The organism is Brachybacterium vulturis, from assembly GCF_043641765.1.
Taxonomy (GTDB): Bacteria; Actinomycetota; Actinomycetes; order Actinomycetales; family Dermabacteraceae; genus Brachybacterium; species Brachybacterium vulturis_A.
Window position 1 is genome coordinate 1 of sequence record NZ_JBHZRO010000012.1, and the last position, 20,540, is coordinate 20,540.

The following is a 20,540-nucleotide window of genomic DNA, read 5'->3' on the forward strand; positions in this document are numbered from 1 at the left end:
TTCACCAGAAACGCCCTCCAAATCCCCTCCCGACCTCCCGCAAAACGCACCCAAAATCCGGCCGGCGGATCCAGGCTGAGAGGGTCGAGACCGGTTCCGGCGGCAGCGGGTTCCGGGCCCGCAGCCGCACCTGCTCGTCCCGCCGGGAGAGGGTCACCTGCAGCGGCAAGCCGGGCGCATGCTTGGCGGCGTTCACCGTCACCTCGGCCAGGATCCGGGCCAGGGCCACCACGGTGCTGCGCTCACGGGAGGTGAGATCCTCCGCGGTCAGGCCCTCCCAGCTCAGCTCCACCTCCTGCCCCTCCTCCCGGCAGCGCTCGACGATGCCGGTCAGAGTCGGGGCGGTGGCCAGCGGTGCATCATCCTCGGCGGTGCGCAGTCCCGACAGCACCGTGCGCAGCTCCCGGTTCGCCTGCTGAGCGGCATCGCGCACCGTGCCCGCGGTGCGGCGCAGCGCCACCGGAGAGAGATCCTCGCGGTAGGCCATGGCGCCGGCATGCATCGCGATCGCGGCCAGGTGGTGGGAGATGCTGTCGTGCATGTCCCGGGCCAGCGCGGCGCGTTCCTCGGCGCGCACCCGGGCGGTCTCCGCCTCCCGCTCACGCACCAGCGCGGCGGCCTCCCGCTCCGCGGCGGTGCGCTCCCGCTGGGCGGTCTCCCGCTCGCGCTCTGCGGAGGCGGTCCGCTCCTCCAGCGAGGCGAGCAGCTCGTGCCGCGTGCCCACCACATGACCGAGCAGCAGCGGGATCAGGGTGAGCACCACGACGATCGCCATCGCGACGAGCATCAGGGCCTCGGGGGCCTCTTCCCGGATCCGGGCGTCGAGGCTCAGCGACGCCATCGAAGTGCCCGCGACCAGCAGGATCGCGGCGACATCGAGCGTGGTGCGGCGTCGTACCCCGATCCGGTAGAGGGCGAGCGCCGCAGCCGGCAGCGACCATGAGCTGTGCCCGGCGGCCGCCGCCAGCAGCAGATGCGCCGCCGTGTGCAGCCGGCCCGGTCGCAGGAACCGCAGCGGGCCGATGAGCAGGGTCGCGACCGCGCCCACCAGCGCATCGACGAGGTAGAGCCCCACCAGTCCCGCCGGCGGCTGGTCGGAGAACTCCACCAGCAGCGCGCCGAAGAGAATGAGGAACACCAGCAGGCCCAGCGCCGTGCCCACCAGGCTCTGCGCGAGCGCGATCGCCCACTGGCGCGGGCTGCGCACGGAGGGCGGCGCCGGTGAGCGGGGCGCGATGACGGTCATGGCACCAGGGTAGGGAGCAGGATGCGGCCGACGGATCAGCCGCTCGGACGATGCCCCGACCCGCGAGGTCAGCCGATCGGCGGTGGGGAGGAGGAGACGAACAGCGGACGCGGGTGCTCGCGGGTGACCGGCAGGATCGGGGCATGATCGACCACGACCTGCGTCCTCCTCCGCAGCCCCCGGCGACGAGCGCCCCCGGCGGCATCGGTGCGGCCCTGCCTGCGACTCTTCCTGAGCCCCAGCCCTATCATCGCGCCGCTCGCGCCCTCCGGCATCGCCGCTACTGGTGGCGGCCGCTGGTCGCGCTGGTGGTCACCGCCGTCGTGTTCGTGGTGATGAACCTCCAGGTCATGGCGCCGCTCCTGATCGCCGGCGAGATCTGGCCGGCCGCCGCGACCAGTCCGTCCCTGACCGATCCGCTGAATCCCGCCGATCAGTTCCTCGGCCTCGGCATGCTCGCGCTGCTGGTCCCCGCGGTGCTGGTGGGCACGCTGGCCGGCTACGGCCGGGCAGGGATCGCCCTGTCGGTGCGGGGCCGGTTCCGCTGGGGGCTGCTGGGGAGGGCGGCGCTGGTCGTGGCACCGGTGTACGTGGTGGTGAACCTGGTGCTGAACCTGATCCTGGAGCGCGAGGCGATCGTGGTGCCGCAGCTGGGTGTCGGCGTGGTCCTCGCCTGGCTGCTGGTGCTGGTGCTCGCTCCGCTGCAGTGCGCGGGGGAGGAGCTCGCCTTCCGGGCGCTGCCGATGCAGATGCTGGGCACCTGGCTGCGCTGGCCGCTGATCGGGATCCTGGTCCCGGTGCCGCTGTTCATGCTGGGGCACGGCTACAGCTGGATGGGCCAGATCGACATCGCTCTGTTCGCGATCGTGATGGGCCTGCTGGCCTGGAAGACCGGCGGCCTGGAGCTCCCGATCCTGCTGCACACCGCCAACAACTGGACCCTGTTCGCGATCGCCCCGCTGATCCCCGGCTTCACCGAGCAGGGCGAGGTGGAGCTGCTGGGGCTGCTGCTCGCGCTGGCGCCGATGCTGCTGCTCGCGGCCGGGATCTGGTGGTGGTACTCGCGGCGTGCGGGCCTGAGACTGGGGGAGCCGCAACGGGGGAGCGGTGCGACCCTCCCGCCGACCGGCGAGTAGGTCCACTCGTCGGCTGGTCGGCTGGTCGGGCGCGGGGCCGCGGATATCGTCCGGCCCCGCGCCCACCGCCGATGCGGAGTTCAGGCGCCGGAGACGTTCACCTGCCACAGCACGCCGAAGCGGTCGGTGACCTGGCCGTAGTGATCGCCCCAGGGGGCCTGCTCGAAGGGCATCCCGAGGGTTCCGCCGTCGGTGGTGAGCCGCTCGATCAGTGCCTTCGCCTCCGCGACCGTGTGGGGCATGATCAGCAGCGAGTAGGCGGAGCCGTCGAGCGGTCGCGAGTCCTCGCCGATGTCGTCACCGCCGGCGAGGGTGACCAGGCCGCCATGCAGCTGAGCGTGGGCCACAGCTCCGGGCGGCGGGGTGAATCCCATGTCCGGCATGCCGTCGTAGGTCATCAGATCGAGGGTGCCGCCGAAGATCTCCGCGTAGTACTCGAGGGCTTCCCGGGCGTTGCCGGGAAATGCGATGTAGGGCGTGGAACTGAGCATGTGACCTCCTGGGGGAGGGGCCCTGTGAGAGACCCGCGGGAGGCCATCCTGGCACCGCCGGCCGACGGACGGAACAGCAGGGGGCCCGCCTTCCGCCACCGATCACCGTCATCGCAGGTGGTACCCGCCAGCCTCTGGGCCGGGCGTTCTACAGTAGGGGCGACATGTCTCCAGACCATTCCCTCCCCACCGCCGCCCCCTTCCATCGCATGGCGACACTGCGCCCCGCCTGGGCGGGCCGGATCCGGCCGCTGCTGACCCTGGCCGCCGCTTTCATCGCCTACGTGGTGCTGATCTCGGTGGTGCTGGTCCTGACGATCCTGGTGCTCGCCCTCGCCCCGGGCGTGAACGTGGCCATCGGGGTCACCAGCGGCGACCCCACCAGCGTGCTGGACGTCGCGCTCGCCCTGGCGATGGGCGTGATGTGGCTGCCCGCCGCGATCATCGGCGTGCGCTTCGGAGGCTGGCGACCGCTCGGCACGGCGTGGTCGGTCGCCGCCCGGCCACGCCGCGAGCTGCTGCGAGCGCTCGGCCCGTGGGGTATTGCGATGGGCGTCGTGGTGGTCGTCGCCGCGGGGCTCTCCGGTGCGGTCGCCACCGCGATCACCGGGGCCGACGGCAGTGGGGCCGGGGCGCCCGCGGGTGCGGCCGACGCCACCGGCTCCGTACTGCAGCTGCTGCTCGTCACCCTGATCGTCCTGGCCCTCGCCCCGCTGCAGGCCGCAGGATTGGAGCTGGCCCTGCGAGGGATCGTGATGCAGGCGCTCGGCACCTGGCTGCGCAGCCCGCTGCTGCCGCTGCTCGCTGCCGGCGCCGTGATGCTCATCGGCCGTGAGCTCAGCGCCGCGGTGCTGCTGCCCGCCCTGGCCCTGGGCCTCGCCTCGGCGGTGCTGGCCTGGAAGAGCGGCGGGCTGGAGCTGTCGATCCTGCTGGTCGCGACGATCACCGCCGCCTCCCAGGTGGTCTCCGCCGTGGGCGCGGGCACCGGCGCCGGGGCCGGAGCTGCCGCGCTCAGCGCCGCGGCCGCCGCGCCGGGCACCTCCTCGGCCGCACTCGCCACTGCCGCGTCCGGATCCGCCGCCCTGGCCGGTGGCCTCGCCGCGGCGGTGGCGCTGCTGCTGCTCACGGTGGTGATGGTGTCCCGGATCAGTGCTCGCGAGGGAGTGGCCCTGCTGGAGCCGGTCACCCGCCCCGCCGGCGAGCCCGCCCCCGCACCGGTGCCCTACTGATCCGCCTGCCGCCTGCCGCCTGCCGCGGGTTGATCTCGGCCACCACTTTCCTGACCTATATGACGGTTGAGCGTCCATAGGGCGTTCGACCCTTGTATGAGGCGTATTTCCGGTGGCGGAGGTCTGCTGCCGTTGCTGTGACCGGCGGACCGGGAAACCGCCGGCGCGTCCCAAGTCACCGTCGACGCGGCAGGTAGCGTTGCCTCATGGACCTCTCCGTTCTCCTGAACATCGCCCTCGTGCTCCTCTTCGTGCTGATCGGCGGCGTGTTCGCGGGCACCGAGATGGCGATCGTGAACCTCCGCGAGACGCAGATCAAGCAGCTCGAGGAGAGCGGCCCCCGCGGTGAGCGCACCGCGACCCTGGTGCGGGACCCCAACCAGTTCCTCTCCGCCGTGCAGATCGGCGTGACCGTGGCAGGGTTCTTCTCCTCCGCCTACGGTGCCTCCACCATCGCTCCCTCCCTGGTGCCGGTGCTCACCGAGCTCGGACTGGCGGAGGCGACCGCAGGAACCGTGGCGCTGATCGGGATGACCCTGGTCATCGCCTACCTCTCGCTGGTGCTCGGCGAGCTCGCCCCCAAGCGCCTCGCGATGCAGAACGCGATGGCGATGACCAAGATCGTCGGTCCGCCGCTGGGTGTCTTCGGGCAGCTGATGCGCCCGGTGATCTGGCTGCTGTCCACCTCCACCAACCTCGTGGTGCGTCTGCTGGGAGGGGACCCGGACGCCGACCGCGAGGCCGTCTCGGCCGAGGAGATCAAATCCATGGTCCGCTCCTCCGATGCGCTGGACCAGGCCGAGTCGCGCGTGCTCGCGGACGTCTTCGATGCCTCCGAGCGCACCGTCGTCGAGGTGATGCAGCCCCGCCACCAGGTGCACTTCCTGGACGGCGCCCAGACGGTCACCGAGGTGCGGGTGGAGATCCGCAACTCCGGCTTCTCCCGCTACCCGGTCACGGGCGAGGACGTCGACGACGTGCTCGGCTTCGTCCACGTGCGGGACATGCTGCTGGTCGAGGACCCGGCCGTCACCCGCATGGCGGAGCTGGTGCGCCCCATCGAGCACATCCCCGGCACCGTCCAGGTGCTGATGGCGCTGAACCGGATGCGCGCCCACGCCGATCAGATCGCCGTGGTGGTCGACGAGTACGGCGGCACCGACGGCATCGTCACCCTGGAGGACCTGCTCGAGGAGCTGGTGGGGGAGATCTACGACGAATTCGACCGCGAGTCCTGGCCCGCCCCCGGCGGGCTCGACAGCATCCTGGAGGCCGACGGCACCTTCGAGGGCGGGCTGATCCTGCAGGAGTTCGAGGCCGCCACCGAGATCGGACTGCCCGACACCGGCGGGTACGAGACCGTCGGCGGATTCCTCATGGCCCAGCTGGGCCGCATCCCCGAGGCCGGGGACCGCGTCGCGGTCGAGGGCGGGCTGCTCGAGGTGGTCGAGGTCGACGACCGCCGGGTGCAGATGGTGCGCTTCACCGCTGTGGAGCCGTCCCCGGACGAGGAACCGCAGGCCGACTGAGAGATCCAGTCCGCTCCCCGAGCGGGGAGCGGACCGGATCTCATGGCCGCGCGATGACTCGTCGAGGGACGCTGTCCGTGCTCACCCGCCGCAGGTGATGCGGGCGTCGGCCCAGTCGCCGTGGTCGCTGCCGTTGCCGTCCCCGCCGTCGTCCACCACGAGGGTGAGCTCCTGGACCCCGGTGAGATCGGCGGTGAGCGGCACGCCGTCGTCCCCGGCGCCCAGGATGGGGGTCGGGCCGGCGAGCACTTCACCATCACCGAGGACGGTGAAGCGGATCGAGGCGGCCGCGGAGCTGATCTCGTCGTCCACCCCCACCACTGCGGAGAACTCCGTGCACGCCCCGGGGAGCTCGACTGTGATCTCCGAGGAGGCGTGCACCCCGATCCCCTTGGGGTGGACGACGCCGTTGAGGGTGAGCGGGTTGCCGTCCCCCGCAGCCTGCTCGCCGTTGGACTGGTCCCATTCGACCGGCCCCCACCCGTTGGCAGGCTCACCGACCACCCGCTCCTGCATATCGTAGAGGAACATCTGCCCCTCCGGCAGGCTCACGACCGTCGCCGCACCGCTCCCGGACCGGGGCGAGCCGGCCACGGTGTAGCGGACTGTCGCGGTGACCTCACCGCGGGGTGTCTCCTCCGTGGTGGTCACCTGCCAGGTGGCGCTGGTCGAGTCGCCGGGAGCGAGCTCCGAGGCGCCGGGGTCGACCAGCTCTGCGGTCCAGCCCTCGGGCACGTCGAGCTCGTGCTCGATGTCCGCGATCGCCTCGTCCTCGTCGTTGGTCAGGGTGGTCGTCACCTCGGTGGGCTCGCCGATGGTCGCGGTGCCGGCCGCCGCGGAGACGTCCACGGTGGCGCAGGCGGGCTGGTCCTGGGCCTCGCCCAGATCCTCGACCCGCAGGTTGTCCATGATCAGGTCGTTCTGAGCCCCACCTCCGGTGTTCTCGATACCGATCCAGGTCATGTCGTGGCAGGACCCGACGGTGAACTCGTGGCTGAACTCCTGGTCGGTGCCGCGGGCCTGGGGGATCGCGATCTGCTCGAGCACGCTCGAGCCGGGATCGCCGTCGGGGTCGGCCGCCACGGTGTCGCCGCCGATCACGAGCCGGTAGGAGTCCTCGAAGGCCGTCTGGTGAGCGAAGGAGACGCGGTAGCGGTGCCCCTCCTGCAGCGGCAGCGAGGCCTCGGTGGTGCGGAGGATCAGTCCACGGTTCTCCTGGTGGGCCATCAGCGACCAGGAGCCGTCCAGGACGTTGTCGAGCAGCTTCCCGCCCTCGACCACGTCGCCGCTCGCATCGGGCCCGTACCAGCCGGCCTGCGAGTACGGCTCATGCAGCTCGGCCAGCTGGGTGCGGGCGTCACCGCCGAGGCCGGCCGACCCGGTGACGAAGGGCCAGTAGCCGGTTTCGACGTGCTCGAAGTCCTCGAACAGCACGGTCTGCTCCGTGGGGGCGGGATCCTCGGGCTCGACGAAGGGGACGACGCGGACGTCGTCCACCTTCACGGGGGCGTCCCCCTCCCCGGCGGTGACGGAGAACGTCACCGGGGAGCCGTCGGTGCTGAACGTGACCCGCACCCGCTGGTAGTGCTGGCGGTGCTTGTCGTCGGACGCGGTGGCGTTGATCGCCGTCGACGTGGAGACGGTGGTCGCCGCGATCCCCTCCTCGCTGCCGTCCGAGGGCTCGTCCCCGTGCTTGTCGTGGCCCTTGCCCTTGCCTTTCTCATGACCCTTGCCCTTGCCGTTGCTGCCCGGAGCGGGCTCCTCGGAGACGGCGTCCTGACCTGCCTGATGGGCCGACGGCACGACGCCTTCGCCGCTGGCGGCGACCGTCACCTCGCGCGTGGCCGAGGGGTCGATCTCGACCCACGCCCAGGCGCTGTAGCTTCCCTCGGGCAGGGGCGCGGAGGGATCCTCGGCGTCGTGCAGCTCCTGGGAGATGCCGCCCTCACCGGCGCCGATCGTTGCCAGGAGGTTCCTGTTCCCGTCGGTCTCGATCGTCACCTGGCCCTCAGGGGACCACGCATCGAGGGTGCCGGAGAAGAAGCCGGGATCGGTGACCGGTGTGCCCTGACCCCACTGGGGCTGGGGCAGCTCGGGCACCGAGCCGGTGGGGTGGAGGACGTACGCGCTGCCGGCCTCGGCCTCGATCGTCACGGCGCCGTCGATGACCGGGACGGTGACCCGGTCGGTGCGTCCGGTATCGGTCAGCCGATACATCACCAGCGAGCCCTGCGAGGCCCACTGCGGGGTCAGCTGCCAGGTGCTGGTGCCGCCCTCGGGGTTCCAGTGGTACAGGCGCTTCTCGCCGTCGTCCCAGGGCAGAAGGTACTTCCCGTCCTCATAGACGGTGGCGCCGCCGCTGGTGATGGTGCGGTCGGTGGGGATCTCGTCCCCGCCGATCGAGTCCACCTCGCTGGTGGCGACGGTGCCGTCGGCCAGCACCACCCGGCCGTCCTGCCACTGCATGATCGGCGCCTGCTGCATGTACTTGGTCGGGAGATTCCGCTCCCAGACCATGTCGAAGAAGGCATCGGCGTCGTGCTGCCCGCTCCATCCCTCGAACTCCTGCACGTTCGCGTTCGAGAGCAGCGGGTCCGGGTTCCACACGTCCTTGCGGTCGTTGTCGATGAACCGGATGACCTGGGAGTTCACCCCCTTGTTGGTGGAGCCGCCGTAGTTCTCGTCATTCGCCCAGTGCGACCAGATCGAGGACCTCGGCATCTTGTTCGCCCACTCGGTGGAGACCACCCAGCCCTGCGCCTCGAGCTCCTGCGCCAGGCGCTGGCCCTCCCAGCCGTTGGGGTAGTAGACGTCCATGTACAGGAAGCTGAGATTTTCCGGAGCCTCGTCGCGGAAGGACTGGGAACGGTCCAGGACGGCGGTGCTGCCCAGATCCTTCGGTCCGTCGATCCGGTAGGACTGGTTCATCCAGTTCCAGCCGGGCCGGATCGGGTCCTGCAGCAGCTCCTCGCTGAAGGCGTGCGCCTCGGAGTACGACTCGGTCGCGTTGACGTGCACGCCGAAGGTCGCGTTCCACTCCTCGCCCTCGGTGACCAGGGTGTCCAGATCCTCCTTGCCGCCGGCGCGGAGATTGTAATGATCCGCGTAGTCGGGGTGGGCGGAGTCGTGGCCCTCGGCCTGGTAGCCCTTGAGCATCACGGACTGGCCGAGGCTGTCGGTGGCCAGGGCGACGCGCTTGGTGTCGTCCAGGGTGCGCAGGAACGGGTGGGTGGCCTGGGAGACGATGTTGAAGGGGATCCGCTTGATCACGTCGTCGGGCACGTTCTCCGCGCCGTTGATCGACGTGGCCACCTCGCGGGCGGCGATCGCGGCGTCCTGCCAGGTGATCGCGTCGTCATCGTTGCCGTCGGCCACCGGTCGCACCCGGACGAACGGATCGGCATCCGGGCCGAGACCGAGATCTGCGGTGGAGCCGCGCACCACGAAGGTGCCGGGGGAGACCGTGCCGTAGGTCGCGCCCTCGCCCGGGGCGAGCGAGACGATGTACCGGGAGTTGTCCCCCTGGACCCGTGCGGCCGTCTCCCCGCCGGCGGTGTTGTCCTCGACGGCGTTGGTCTCGAAGCCGGCGGCGAGCTCACCACCGGTGATCAGGGCGACATGGGTGGGATCGGAGACCGAGGTCCCCGGCTCCTGGGATGCCAGGTCGTAGAAGTGGTCGCCGCTGCGGCCACGGTCCACGGAGAGGTCCGCGGCGGTGAGCTGGGCACCGTCCTGGGTGCCGTTCGCGGAGGCCAGGTCCAGGCGCGGCACCGAGATCCGGTGCACGACCCCGTCGGGGTCCACGAAGTTCGTCAGCCGCCAGGTGAAGGTGCCCTCGGAGACCGAGAGCACCGCGTCGAAGGAGACGCCGGACAGCTCGGGCACCGTGAGGTGATAGGTCGCCTCGGCGCCGTCCTCGGAGATCTCCGGCGCGGAGGTCTCGACCTCGTAGGAGACGTCATCGATGGTCACCGAGGTGTGTGCGGAGCCGTACCGGCCGGCGAGCGAGGCGCCGTCCAGGGTGTAGTCCACGACCTGGGGGAAGTCGGGGTGCAGGCGCACCTGCAGGGTGCCGTCGGAGATCTCGACGGTGCCCTCGGGCGGAGTGACGACGATCGGGTCCGGGTCGGTCTCCTCCCCGATCACGTCGACGTTCAGCTCGGCGAGGGAGGCTACCTCCTCGGGAGGCGAGGTCTCCGGATCCTCGGCACGGCCGCCCCAGGAGCTCAGCCACACCACCTTGAGGCAGGTCGCGTCGACAGGGCTGTCCAGGGTGATCGTGCGCTCGGTGGTGGCTTCGGCCAAGGAGCCGCCGAAGCCACCCGTGGCGACGACGGAGTAGGCGTCGTCAGCGCAGTCGGCGGCCAGTGACGTGTGGATCTCGTAGTCACCGATCCGTCCGGAGCCGTGGGAGTCCGCCCGGGGCTGCAGGCGCACGCGGGCCACCTCGACCGGCTCCTCGGAGACCTGAACCGAGAGGTGATGGGGCAGCGGATCCTTGCCACCGCGCCATGCGGTGTGCCAGATCGTCCCGGCGTCGCCGTCCAGCACGTTCTCCGGCGGCTGATCGGCTTCGGCGGAATCGGCCTCGATGATCCGCGTCGCGTCCTGGGGAAGCGGTGCGTAGGTGGGCTCCGCCGTCGCCGGGGCCGTCAGCCCCAGGGGTGCCAGCAGCGCCGCGGCGGCTCCCAGCGCCACTGTGGCAGTCATGCCGGGAGCCCTGCCTGCCCGCTGTCCGGTGCGGGGTCGGCCGCGCCGGCGCCGGATGTCGGTGAATCGTTTTGCATCAGGGGTGCGAGGACGGTCTGAGCGGGGAATCATCGATGCCTCTGGGTGGGGGAGGGTGAGCATGCACTCCCGAGGACCGCAGCGCTCGACCATGAGCGGCGGCAGGCCTTCGAGGGTGCGACCGGTCACAATCATGCCGTACGGAGCGCCGAGATGCCATCTCTTCCGGAGGATCCGCTCCTCCACGGCGCAACAGGCGGGCTCCGAGCGGGATATCGCCGACCGCTCGGCGAGGACGGGCCCTCGGGGCGGTCCGCGCCGCTAGGGTGGCCGGGACGGGCGCCGCGCCCGGGGCCGACGCCCACCCCAACCCTGTCGCCCGTTCCCTGGAGGCACCATCATGGCCCGCAGCACCTTCGCCCAGCTCCTCGTCACCCAGCTCCGCGACCTCGGCGTCGAGCGCATCTTCGGAGTCGTGGGCGACTCGCTGAACCCCGTGGTCGACGCCGTGCGCACCACCGAGGGCATCGAGTGGGTCCACGTGCGCAATGAGGAGGCGGGAGCCTTCGCCGCCGGCGCCGAGGCGAGGCTGACCGGGAAGCTCGCCGTCTGCGCCGGATCCTGCGGTCCGGGCAACACCCACCTGATCCAGGGCCTGTTCGACGCCCACCGCGACGGTGCCCCGGTGCTCGCGATCGCCTCCCACATCCCCTCGGGCAACATCGGCACCGGGTTCTTCCAGGAGACGCACCCCGAGATCCTCTTCCGCGAGTGCTCGCACTTCTGCGAGATGGTCAACTCCGGCCCCCAGGGAGCGACCCTGCTGCACATCGCCGTGCAGACGGCGATCGCGAAGCAGGGCGTCTCGGTGATGGTGCTCCCGGGTGACGTGGCCGATGAGGAGGTCGACGTGCCCCAGCGCTGCGAGCTCGCCACCGATCTGGGTCGGGTCCAGCCCGCCGCCGCGCCCGTCGGTCGCCTCGCCGAGCTGATCGACGAGGCCGACACCGTCACCCTCTTCACGGGCGCCGGGGTGCGGGACGCCCGCGAGGAGGTGCTCGAGCTCGCCGACCGGATCAAGTCCCCGATCGGGCACGCCTTCGGCGGCAAGGAGGTCATGCAGTACGACAATCCCTTCGACGTGGGCATGAGCGGTCTGCTGGGCTACGGCGCCTGCTACGAGGCGATGCACGAGGCGGACCTGGTGATCCTGCTGGGCACCGACTTCCCCTACAGCGAGTTCCTGCCCGGCGGGGACACGAAGCGAGCCCCGCGGATCGTGCAGATCGATGCCGATGCCTCGCGACTGGGTCGCCGCGCGCCGCTGGACCTCGCGATCCACGGCGACGTGGGCCTCACCCTGCAGGCGGTGCTGCCGCTGCTGACCCGCGAGAAGAGCCCCCGCTTCCTGCACCGGCAGCTGAAGGATCACCACAAGGCGCTGACCGGAGCGGTCTCCGCCTACACGAAGAACGTCGAGAAGATGACGCCGATCCACCCCGAGTTCGTCGCCGCGACCCTCGACGACCTCGCCGACGAGGACGCCGTGTTCACCGTGGACACCGGCATGTGCAACGTCTGGGGCGCCCGCTACATCACCCCCAACGGGAAGCGTCGCCTCTTCGGCTCCTGGCACCACGGCAGCATGGCCAACGCCCTGCCGCAGGCGATCGGCGCCTCGATGGCGTTCCCCGACCGCCAGGTGATCTCGATGAGCGGCGACGGCGGCCTCGGCATGCTGATGGGGGAGCTGCTCACCGTGAAGCTGCATGACCTGAACACCAAGATCCTGGTCTTCAACAACTCCAGCCTCGGCATGGTCAAGCTCGAGATGCTGGTGGAGGGCCTGCCCGACCACGGCACCGATCACGAGGACGTCGACTACGCGGCGATCGCGCGGGGCGTGGGCATCGGCGCGGTGCGCATCACCGACCCGAAGACGCTGAAGAAGCAGCTCGCCGCCGCGCTCGCCACCCCCGGCCCGATGCTGATCGACGTGGTCACCGACCCCGACGCCCTCTCGATGCCGCCGAAGATCTCCGCGCAGCAGATCCGCGGCTTCGCCACCGCGTCGACGAAGATCGTGCTCGGCGGCGGCGTGGGCAAGATGCTCGGCATGGCCTCGGCGAACCTGCGCAACATGCCCCGCTGATCCGCAGGTCGTCCCGCGGATCTCCGCGCCCCGGGGCCTCTGTGTGGAATGCTGGGCCCACCGGAGCCGATGCACGTCCAAGGAGGGGTACCGCCCGTGGCACTGATCCATCCGCGCAGCCTCGAGCGCTGGCAGGAGTGGCGAGGCTCCCGTCGTCGGGTTCGCGGCATCCACCGTGCCCGCTCCTCCGAGCCCATCCCCGGGTACGTGCTCCACACCCGCGAGGGGGAGGGCTCGGCCCGCATCCTGCTCGGCATCGACACCGCCGACGGCGCTGCCCACGGCGGACTGCCCGCAGTGCTGCCCTACGTGCACGGCAGCGCGGTCGTGGTCACCCCGGCCGGGCTGGCCCTGGATGAGCTGGAGGGCCCCGAATGGCAGCACCGGCGCATCACCGAGCCGTCGGCCGCGCTCGACGGCCTCGGCATCACCTCGCTGCTCACCCTCGGCTGGCACCGCGAGGTGGGGCGCAGCCTCCATGAATGGGCGCGGGAGGCGGACGTCCCCGGCGCCGTCGTGCAGCACGACGTGCTCACCCCCTTCGCCCCGCCGCTGCCGCCGGATGTCACGCTGCTGTCCTGGACCGCCGCGGACGGGGAGTTCCACCGCGCCGACCGCGACGACATCGTGGTGCGGGCGGTCGGCTCGCAGCGGCTGTGGCAGGCACGGCACGAGGCGTCGGGGGAGCAGCCGGTGCTCGATGCGCAACCGGTGTTCCTGGGCCAGCTCTCCACGATCGAGCTGCCGCGCCGGGTGAGCCTGCGGGCGGCCGAGTCGTACTGCCGCTTCGCCGGTGCGCTCTACCAGCCCGGCCCGGCGGAGACCGACCGCCTCGCCCGCGCCGCGCACCTGCTGCTGCGCCGCCGGGGCATCGGATTCCAGGATCCCTCCGTCACCCTTCCCGAGCAGGGCCGCCCCCTCGCCTCGGTGTTCTCCGCCGACGTCCTCGATGCCGCCATGCGCGGCCTCCCGGCCTGGGTGCACGCCCCCGGCGCCCCCTCCTGGCTCGCCGCGCAGTGGGAGCGCTACGGCATGCGCCGGGTGGGAGGGGAGCCGACTCCGGCACCGGAGCTCGGCACCGACGAGCCGGCACGCCTGATCGCCCAGATCCTCGAAGGCGGTGCGTGAGCCTGTTCGAGCTCGGCGGCCACCTCCAGCGCTACGCCTGGGGATCGGCCACGGCGCTCCCGGAGTTCCTGGGCCGGGAGGCCGACGGCAGCCCCTGGGCCGAGGCATGGTTCGGGGCGCATCCGCTCGCCCCGGCGTCGGCGCCCGACGGCACCGGCCTGGACGCGGTGATCGCTGCGGACCCCGAGCAGATGCTGGGGGCGGACGTCTCCCGTGCCTTCGGCGGGCAGCTGCCGTTCCTGCTCAAGGTGATCGCTGCGGAGCGGCCGCTGTCGCTGCAGGTGCATCCCACCCGGGAGCATGCCGCGGAGTCCTTCGCCGCCGAGAGCGCCGCGGGCATCGACCTGCACTCGCCGCTGCGCAGCTACCGCGACGCGAACCACAAGCCGGAGATGCTGATCGCCCTGACCCCGTTCACCGCGCTGTGCGGGTTCCGGACCCCGCGGCGGGCGGCGGTGATCCTCGACGGGCTCGGCACCCCTCTCACCGATCGGCTGCACACCCTCCTGGTCGACAACCCCACCGCGCACGGCATGCGCGCCGCGTTCCGCACGCTGGTCTCCGCCTCGCTGCGGCCCGCCCCGGAGGCGGTCGAGGCGGTGGTCGAGGCCTGCCGGTCACGCTTCGCCGCCGGCTCCTCGCCGTCCCCGCGCATCGACCGCTTCGTCTCCCTGCTCGCGGACCATCACCCCGGGGACCCGGGGGTGGTCGCGGCGCTGCTGCTGAACCCGGTGTCCCTGCAGCGGGGCGAGGCGATGTACGTGCCCGCCGGGGCGCTGCACGCCTACCTCCACGGCACCGGCCTGGAGGTGATGGCGACCAGTGACAACGTGCTGCGGGCAGGCCTGACGGAGAAACGGCTCGACGCCGACGAGGTGCTCCAGTGCGTCAGCGTCACGGCGACTCCTCCGCTGCGGGTCGCCCCGGAACGCCAGAACCCCACCTCGATCGCCTACTACGCCCCGGTCGACGATTTCGAGCTCGCCCTCACCGAGCTCAGCGACCCGGTCGGTCCCTCGGCCGGGACGCATCCGATCCCGGGCTCCGGGCCACGGATCGTGCTCGGTCTGGAGGGCACGGCCACCCTGGAGACCACCACCGGCAGCCATGCGCTGCGGGCCGGGCAGGCGGTCTTCGTCCCGGCGGCCGACGGTCCGCTGCGGGCGCGGGGCCATGGCAGCTTCGCGCAGGCCAGCGTGCCCTGAACCGGTCTCGGGTGCGAGCCCGGACCGGGCACGAGGTCACGGCGCGAACGAGCGCGGCTGGCCCTGGTCCTGCGTCTCGCTCAGCTGCGTCCGGATCTCCTCGACGAACTCGATCACCGTCGAGCCGCCGTCCACCGGCCCACCGGCGAGCAGCCCGTCGGCCCCGAGCAGCACGGCCGAGGGTGCGGTCCGGCCCCCCAGCGCGGAGCGGGCCGTGAACTGCAGGTCGTGCATCGCCAGCTCCCCCACCCGCTCGGTGGTGCGCTCCCGCAGCTGGTCCACCGGCCGCGAGAACACGAACCGGACCTGGAGGACGGGCGAGAGCGCGTCGATCCACTCCGGGGCCCGGTCCAGCACCCGCTCGCAGGGCCCGCAGCCCTCCGAGGTGAAGACCAGCAGAGCGGCGCGCTGCGCGGTGAGCTGGGCCAGGGTGATCAACCGACCGTCCGGCTTCTGCAGCACCGCCGCGGGGGTGGCGGCGCGCTCGTAGTCCAGCAGCTCCTCGTCCTCGTCGCCGCTGTCCGCCGGTGAGCTCCCGGCCCCCGACGCTCCGGGTGCCGGCCGGGCGACCTCATCGGTGCCGCCCACGGTATCGGTGCCGCCCACGGTGAGGACGGTCAGCGCGATCGCCAGCAGCACGGCGATCCCGAGCCCGATCAGTGACAGCGGGGCCTGCACCAGCACGGTCGTCATCGTCCCGCTGGCGGCCGCGACCACGGTCAGCAGGCCCAGACCGACGAGCAGCAGGTTCCGCCCCAGCGTGAGCCGCGAGACGGTCGGCGCGGAGAGGGTGCCGAAGCATGCGCACTCCACCGGCTCCTCGAAGGCCAGCGCCCGGGTGATGATCACCAGATAGGCGACCATCAGCAGCGCGATCGCCGCAGCCACCGCAGTCTGCAGCGGCACGGAGGGGATCCACAGCACCAGGGCGAGCACGATCTCCGTCACCGGCAGGACCGACGCGATCGTGCGGTGCAGGCCGCGCAGCGGCAGCCGCAGCGAGGTCATCGCGTCCTCGGTGCCCTGCCGAGCCCCCAGCTTCGCGAGCCCGGAGACCAGCAGCGTGAGCATCAGCAGCAGCGGTGCGGCCAGCAGCACGATCATCCTCGAGCCCCTCCTCCTCGGCCCGGGCATCGGGCTCGTCGCCCCCTATTCTGCGTGATCGATGCTCCCGGGTGGGCAGCGCCCGTCCCCGCGCCGCATCCCGTGTCGGACCGGGGCGTGGGTGTGAGCCGCGACCACCGGCCCTCCCGCCCACCGTGGGCGAGACCTACCCTGGCTCCATGTCGACAGATGCGCACCAGCCCAGCAGCTCCTCCACGACGACAGCCGACGAGGGCACGGGGCGAGCCCGGATCGTCGCCGAGGTCGCCGCGCTGCGCACCTCCTTCGAGGCCGGTACCACCCGGCCCGTCGCCGCTCGTCTCGCTCAGCTCGAGGCGCTGCGCCGCGGTCTGCGGACGGAGGAGCCGCGCCTGGCTCGCGCGCTCGCCGAGGACCTCGGCAAGTCCCGTACGGAGAGCGCCCTGACCGAGATCGGCGTGGTCGCCCAGGAGATCACCCACACCCTCAAGCATCTGCGCTCCTGGCTGCGGCCCGAGCGCCTCTCTCTGGGCCCGCTGCTGGCCCCGGCCTCCGGGGAGCTGCAGCGGCAGCCGCTGGGCACCACGTTGATCATCGCCCCGTGGAACTATCCGGTGAACCTCACCCTCGCGCCGCTGGTCGCCGCGATCGCCGGCGGCAACACCGCACTCGTCAAGCCCAGTGAGGTGGCACCCGCGACCTCCGCCGCCCTCGCCCATCTGCTGGCCACCCACCTCGACCCCGCCTGGGTGCGGGTGGTCGAGGGGGCGGTCGAGGAGACCGCGATCCTGCTCGAGCAGCGCTTCGACCTGATCTTCTACACCGGCAACGGCGCCGTGGGCCGGATCGTGGCCCGTGCCGCCGCCGAGCACCTCACCCCCACTGTGCTCGAGCTGGGCGGGAAGTCGCCGGTGTTCGTCGACGAGGGGGCCGACCTCGCCGCCACCGCCCGACGGATCATCTGGGGCAAGTTCACCAACGCCGGGCAGACCTGCATCGCTCCCGACTACCTGATGGCCACGCCCCGCACTCTCGAGCGCCTGCGCCCTCACCTGCGCAGGGCCGTGCGCCAGCTGTACGGCGCCCGCCCCGAGCGCAGCCTGGACTTCGGCCGGATGGTCAACGACAAGCACTTCGAGCGGGTGCTCGCCCTCATCGACGACGAGAAGACGATCCTCGGCGGCACCGCCGAGGCCGACCCCGCCACCCGCTACCTGCCGCCCACGATCATGACGGGCGTGGAGTGGGACGACGCAGTGATGGGGGAGGAGATCTTCGGCCCCGTCCTGCCGCTGCTGGCCGTCTCCGGACCCGATGAGGCGATCGCCCGGATCCGGGTGGGGGAGAAGCCGCTGACCGCCTACGTGTTCTCCCCCCACCGCGAGGTCGAGGAGCGGTTCGCGGAGGAGACCTCCTCCGGCTCCCTCGCCCTGGGCCTGACCCTCGCCCATGTGGGCAGCACCGGGATGCCCTTCGGCGGGGTGGGGGAATCCGGCATGGGCGCCTACCACGGCCGCGCCGGGATCGAGGTGTTCACCCACGCCAAGCCGGTGGTGAAGAAGCCGCTCACGCCCGACACCCTGAAGCTCGTCTACCCGCCGTACCGCGGCCTCAAGCGCCGGGTGCTGCGTCGGCTGATGCGCTGAGCCCGGCCCGCCGCCCGGCGTTGCCGCCTCCGCAGACCCGCCCTCGGGGTTATCGTCGGCCGTGAGACCGCGCGCCTCGTCGGTCGAGAGGAGTCCTCGCGATGACCCAGCAGCCCCCCGGCCCGCCACCGCCCACGCCCACCGCGCCCTCCGCCGCGTCCGGGCCCGAGGGCCCCGCGCCCCGCGAGAGCATGCGCCCCGGCGACCCGAACCTGCTCAACGGCGCGACCTCGCACGGCGTCCTGGGGCGGAAGAGGATCCGCCACCCCTGGGAGCTTCCCCTGCTCGGGGCGGGCATCGCCCTGGCGACCCTGGCCTACATCGCGTGGTGGACCCTCATCATCTCGACCCTGGTGCTGCAGGTGACCGAGGGTCAGGCGAGCGTCGCCAGTCTCTGGCAGTACGTCGGGATCCTGCCGATCTTCCTCCAGCTGGCGTTCGTCCTGCCGCTGGCCCCGCTGCTGATCTGGTGGGCCCGCGCGATCATGTATGCACGGATGCGCACCCGGGCCGTGCGCATGAGCCCCACCCAGTTCCCCGAGGGCTACCGGATGGTGGCGGAGGCCGCGCAGCAGTTCGGGATGCGACGCGTCCCCGACGCCTATGTGCTGCTGGGCAACGGCGTCATCAACGCCTTCGCCTCCGGCCACGGGTTCCGTCGCTTCGTCGTCGTCCACTCCGACCTGTTCGAGGTGGGCGGGCCCTCCCGCGATCGGGAGGCACTGCGCTTCGTGATCGCCCACGAGGTGGGCCACCTCGCCGCCGGCCACGTCTCCTACTTCCGTCTCGTCTTCACCACCGTGATCCGCATGATCCCGCTCCTGGGCCCGGCCCTCTCCCGCTCCCAGGAGTACACCGCCGACAACTTCGGGTACGCTCACTGCCCCGCTGGAGCACCCGGCGTGATGGGGGTGCTCTCCGGCGGGAAGTACCTGAACGCCGAGGTCAACGTCAACGAGCTCGCCGATCGTGCCGCGACCGACCCGAGCCTGTTCGTGCACTGGGTCAACTGGGGCTCCTCCCACCCGGTGACCACCTGGCGGGCCCATGCCCTGCGCGACCGCTCGGCGCCCGGCTCGCTGTGGATCCGTCCCGGCGGGTCGCTGTTCACCTCTCCGCTGCCGCCGGGGCACGTGTGGTCCTCCCGCTACCCGACCCCGGGGGATGCACTGGCGATGCTCGCCGCTGCCGACGCGCGCCGGCCCGCCGGCGCCGGGGGCCAGTTCGGGCGCTTCTCCAGCATCGACTACTCCCATCGTCCGTCGATCCGGGAGATGCAGACCTCCGCCCCGCTGCTCTCGGGCCGCACCGACTATGTGATCCCGCCCGGCCCCTACCGTGACGACGCCCGCGGCCCGCTCCTCGACACCGCACAGAACCCCTTCGGGCCCCCACCGGACCGGCAGGGACCGCAGATGCCGTCCTGACCGCTCCTCCGCCGGGCTGTCCCGCCGGTCACCACACCCTCCTCAAATCTGCATCGAGTGCTTAAGGTGAGCCGGTGATCCCCGACCCCAGCGCGCTGACCCCACCGGTGCGCCGCAAGCCGCTGCTCGCCGTCCTCCTCGCCCCGCTGTTCATGGCCCTGATCGCCGTGAGCGTCATCAACGTGGGCCTCACCGCGATCGGCGAGGGCCTCGAGGCGGACACCGGCGAGCTGCAGTGGGTGATCTCCGGGTACGCGCTCGCCTTCGGCATGCTGCTGGTCCCGGCGGGCAGGGCGGGAGACGCCACCGGACGGCGGCGCATGTTCATCATCGGCGTCGGGGTCTTCACCCTCGGCTCCCTGCTGTCGGGCTTCGCGCCGACCGCCGACATGCTCAACCTCGCCCGCATCCTGCAGGGCCTCGGCTCGGGGCTGCTGAACCCGCAGACCGTCGCACTGATCCAGCAGCACTTCCGCGGCCACGACCGGGCTCGGGCCTTCGCACTGCTGGCCACCACGGTCGCGGTGGCCACCGCCGTCGGCCCCGTCGTGGGCGGCGCGCTGATCCAGATCCTCGGCCCCGAATGGGGCTGGCGCTGGATGTTCCTGATGAACGCCCCGATCGGGGTGATCGCGATCATCGGCGCCCTGAAGTACATCCCCGATGACAAGGCACGGGGGAAGGGCCGGCCGGACCTCGACCCCGTCGGCGCGATCCTGCTGTGCCTGGCGATCCTGGGGATCATGCTGCCCTTCCTCGAGCGCGGCGTGAGCGCGCTGGTGTGGATGTTCTTCCCTGCCGGGCTGCTGGTGCTGGGCCTGTGGTGGGTGTGGGAGCGGCGCTACAAGCGCCGCGGTCGCAGCCCGATGGTCGACACCGCGATCTTCGTCAACCAGGCGTTCCGCAACGGCATCCTCATCGTGGCGGTGTACTTCCTGGGCGCCACCAGCGTGTGGATCATCGTGCCGCTGTACCTGCAGATGCACCTGGGTCACACGGCCTTCGAGGCCTCCCTGATGGGGGTGCCCTCCTCGATCGCCGCAGCAATCAGCTCCCAGGCGCTCGGCAAGCGGGTGCTCACCTACGGACGCCGCATGGTGATCGTGGGCTTCGGCGTCGCTTTCGTGGGCCTGGCCGGCACCGCGGTGACGACTCTCTTCGTGGAGAACGGCACGGTCGCCTTCTGGTGGCTGGCGGTGCCGCTGACCCTGATGGGGCTCAGCCAGGGCATGACCATCTCCCCGAACCAGACCCTCACCCTGAACTCGGTGGACCCGCGCTTCGGAGGCGTCGCCGGGGGCATCCTGCAGCTCGGCCAGCGCACCGGCGCCGCGATCGGCACCGCGATGATCCCCGGCATCATCTTCTCCCTCACCGAGGGCGGCACCGCCTGGCTCGAGGCGTTCATCATCGCGCTGACCATCATCATGGCGCTGACCCTGGCCGCGATGGGTGTCAGCTTCGCCGATCGCGCCCGGGAGAAGGCGGGCAAGGGCGCGCTCTGAGCTGCGCCGTCGCAGCCGACGGGCCGTGCTCCTGC

Annotated in this window: 13 protein-coding genes; 9 read left to right on the plus strand and 4 right to left on the minus strand. The window is 71.7% G+C overall.

Going from position 1 to position 20,540, the window contains the following annotated elements:
* Position 1: 1 nt before the first annotated feature.
* A complete protein-coding gene (locus tag ACHUEU_RS10560) occupies positions 2–1,246 on the minus strand; it encodes a sensor histidine kinase (RefSeq protein ID WP_394216082.1) in 1,245 nt (414 codons plus the stop codon).
* 143 nt (positions 1,247–1,389) lie between these two features.
* On the opposite strand from ACHUEU_RS10560, the gene ACHUEU_RS10565 reads away from it, so the two are divergent.
* Positions 1,390–2,382 carry a CPBP family intramembrane glutamic endopeptidase gene (locus ACHUEU_RS10565; RefSeq protein ID WP_394216083.1) on the plus strand — a complete coding sequence of 331 codons (993 nt, stop codon included), beginning with the start codon at positions 1,390–1,392 and terminating at the stop codon, positions 2,380–2,382.
* 80 nt (positions 2,383–2,462) lie between these two features.
* On the opposite strand, the gene ACHUEU_RS10570 is transcribed toward ACHUEU_RS10565, so the two are convergent.
* Complete coding sequence (locus tag ACHUEU_RS10570) at positions 2,463–2,873, minus strand: VOC family protein (protein WP_394216084.1); 411 nt, start codon at positions 2,871–2,873, stop codon at positions 2,463–2,465.
* A gap of 164 nt (positions 2,874–3,037) precedes the next feature.
* Here ACHUEU_RS10570 and ACHUEU_RS10575 point away from each other — a divergent pair, with 164 nt between their 5' ends.
* On the plus strand, positions 3,038–4,102 hold the full coding sequence (locus ACHUEU_RS10575) for a CAAX protease (RefSeq protein ID WP_394216085.1): 1,065 nt from the start codon (positions 3,038–3,040) through the stop codon (positions 4,100–4,102).
* A gap of 206 nt (positions 4,103–4,308) precedes the next feature.
* A complete protein-coding gene (locus ACHUEU_RS10580; protein ID WP_394216086.1) occupies positions 4,309–5,631 on the plus strand; it encodes a hemolysin family protein in 1,323 nt (440 codons plus the stop codon).
* 81 nt (positions 5,632–5,712) lie between these two features.
* On the opposite strand, the gene ACHUEU_RS10585 is transcribed toward ACHUEU_RS10580, so the two are convergent.
* A complete protein-coding gene (locus tag ACHUEU_RS10585; RefSeq protein ID WP_394216087.1) occupies positions 5,713–10,341 on the minus strand; it encodes an endo-alpha-N-acetylgalactosaminidase family protein in 4,629 nt (1,542 codons plus the stop codon).
* Positions 10,342–10,759: 418 nt separating this feature from the next.
* On the opposite strand from ACHUEU_RS10585, the gene ACHUEU_RS10590 reads away from it, so the two are divergent.
* From ACHUEU_RS10590 to manA, 3 genes are all read left to right on the plus strand, one after another.
* Positions 10,760–12,511, plus strand: coding sequence for a pyruvate dehydrogenase (locus ACHUEU_RS10590; protein WP_394216088.1), 1,752 nt, complete (start codon positions 10,760–10,762; stop codon positions 12,509–12,511).
* Between the two features lie 96 nt (positions 12,512–12,607).
* Entirely contained in the window at positions 12,608–13,639 is a 1,032-nt protein-coding gene (locus tag ACHUEU_RS10595) for a hypothetical protein (RefSeq protein ID WP_394216089.1), read from the plus strand.
* A 2-nt stretch (positions 13,640–13,641) separates the two neighbouring features.
* Complete coding sequence (gene manA / locus ACHUEU_RS10600; protein WP_394216181.1) at positions 13,642–14,844, plus strand: mannose-6-phosphate isomerase, class I; 1,203 nt, start codon at positions 13,642–13,644, stop codon at positions 14,842–14,844.
* 36 nt (positions 14,845–14,880) lie between these two features.
* Here the strand turns inward: manA and ACHUEU_RS10605 are convergent, their stop codons facing one another.
* Complete coding sequence (locus ACHUEU_RS10605; protein ID WP_394216090.1) at positions 14,881–15,948, minus strand: MauE/DoxX family redox-associated membrane protein; 1,068 nt, start codon at positions 15,946–15,948, stop codon at positions 14,881–14,883.
* A 179-nt stretch (positions 15,949–16,127) separates the two neighbouring features.
* On the opposite strand from ACHUEU_RS10605, the gene ACHUEU_RS10610 reads away from it, so the two are divergent.
* From ACHUEU_RS10610 to ACHUEU_RS10620, 3 genes are all read left to right on the plus strand, one after another.
* Positions 16,128–17,573 carry an aldehyde dehydrogenase family protein gene (locus tag ACHUEU_RS10610; protein WP_394216091.1) on the plus strand — a complete coding sequence of 482 codons (1,446 nt, stop codon included), beginning with the start codon at positions 16,128–16,130 and terminating at the stop codon, positions 17,571–17,573.
* A gap of 101 nt (positions 17,574–17,674) precedes the next feature.
* A complete protein-coding gene (locus tag ACHUEU_RS10615) occupies positions 17,675–19,000 on the plus strand; it encodes a M48 family metallopeptidase (RefSeq protein WP_394216092.1) in 1,326 nt (441 codons plus the stop codon).
* 74 nt (positions 19,001–19,074) lie between these two features.
* On the plus strand, positions 19,075–20,505 hold the full coding sequence (locus ACHUEU_RS10620) for an MFS transporter (protein ID WP_394216093.1): 1,431 nt from the start codon (positions 19,075–19,077) through the stop codon (positions 20,503–20,505).
* Positions 20,506–20,540: the final 35 nt, after the last annotated feature.

Excerpts from the sequence above, each read along its gene's own strand:
- ACHUEU_RS10580 (WP_394216086.1), top strand. The coding sequence starts at position 4,309 with ATGGACCTCTCCGTTCTCCTGAACATCGCCCTCGTGCTCCTCTTCGTG.
- ACHUEU_RS10615 (WP_394216092.1), top strand. The coding sequence starts at position 17,675 with ATGACCCAGCAGCCCCCCGGCCCGCCACCGCCCACGCCCACCGCGCCC.
- ACHUEU_RS10605 (WP_394216090.1), bottom strand. The coding sequence starts at position 15,948 with ATGATCGTGCTGCTGGCCGCACCGCTGCTGCTGATGCTCACGCTGCTG.
- ACHUEU_RS10585 (WP_394216087.1), bottom strand. The coding sequence starts at position 10,341 with ATGACTGCCACAGTGGCGCTGGGAGCCGCCGCGGCGCTGCTGGCACCC.
- ACHUEU_RS10575 (WP_394216085.1), top strand. The coding sequence starts at position 3,038 with ATGTCTCCAGACCATTCCCTCCCCACCGCCGCCCCCTTCCATCGCATG.
- ACHUEU_RS10565 (WP_394216083.1), top strand. The coding sequence starts at position 1,390 with ATGATCGACCACGACCTGCGTCCTCCTCCGCAGCCCCCGGCGACGAGC.
- ACHUEU_RS10570 (WP_394216084.1), bottom strand. The coding sequence starts at position 2,873 with ATGCTCAGTTCCACGCCCTACATCGCATTTCCCGGCAACGCCCGGGAA.
- ACHUEU_RS10590 (WP_394216088.1), top strand. The coding sequence starts at position 10,760 with ATGGCCCGCAGCACCTTCGCCCAGCTCCTCGTCACCCAGCTCCGCGAC.
- ACHUEU_RS10560 (WP_394216082.1), bottom strand. The coding sequence starts at position 1,246 with ATGACCGTCATCGCGCCCCGCTCACCGGCGCCGCCCTCCGTGCGCAGC.
- ACHUEU_RS10610 (WP_394216091.1), top strand. The coding sequence starts at position 16,128 with ATGTCGACAGATGCGCACCAGCCCAGCAGCTCCTCCACGACGACAGCC.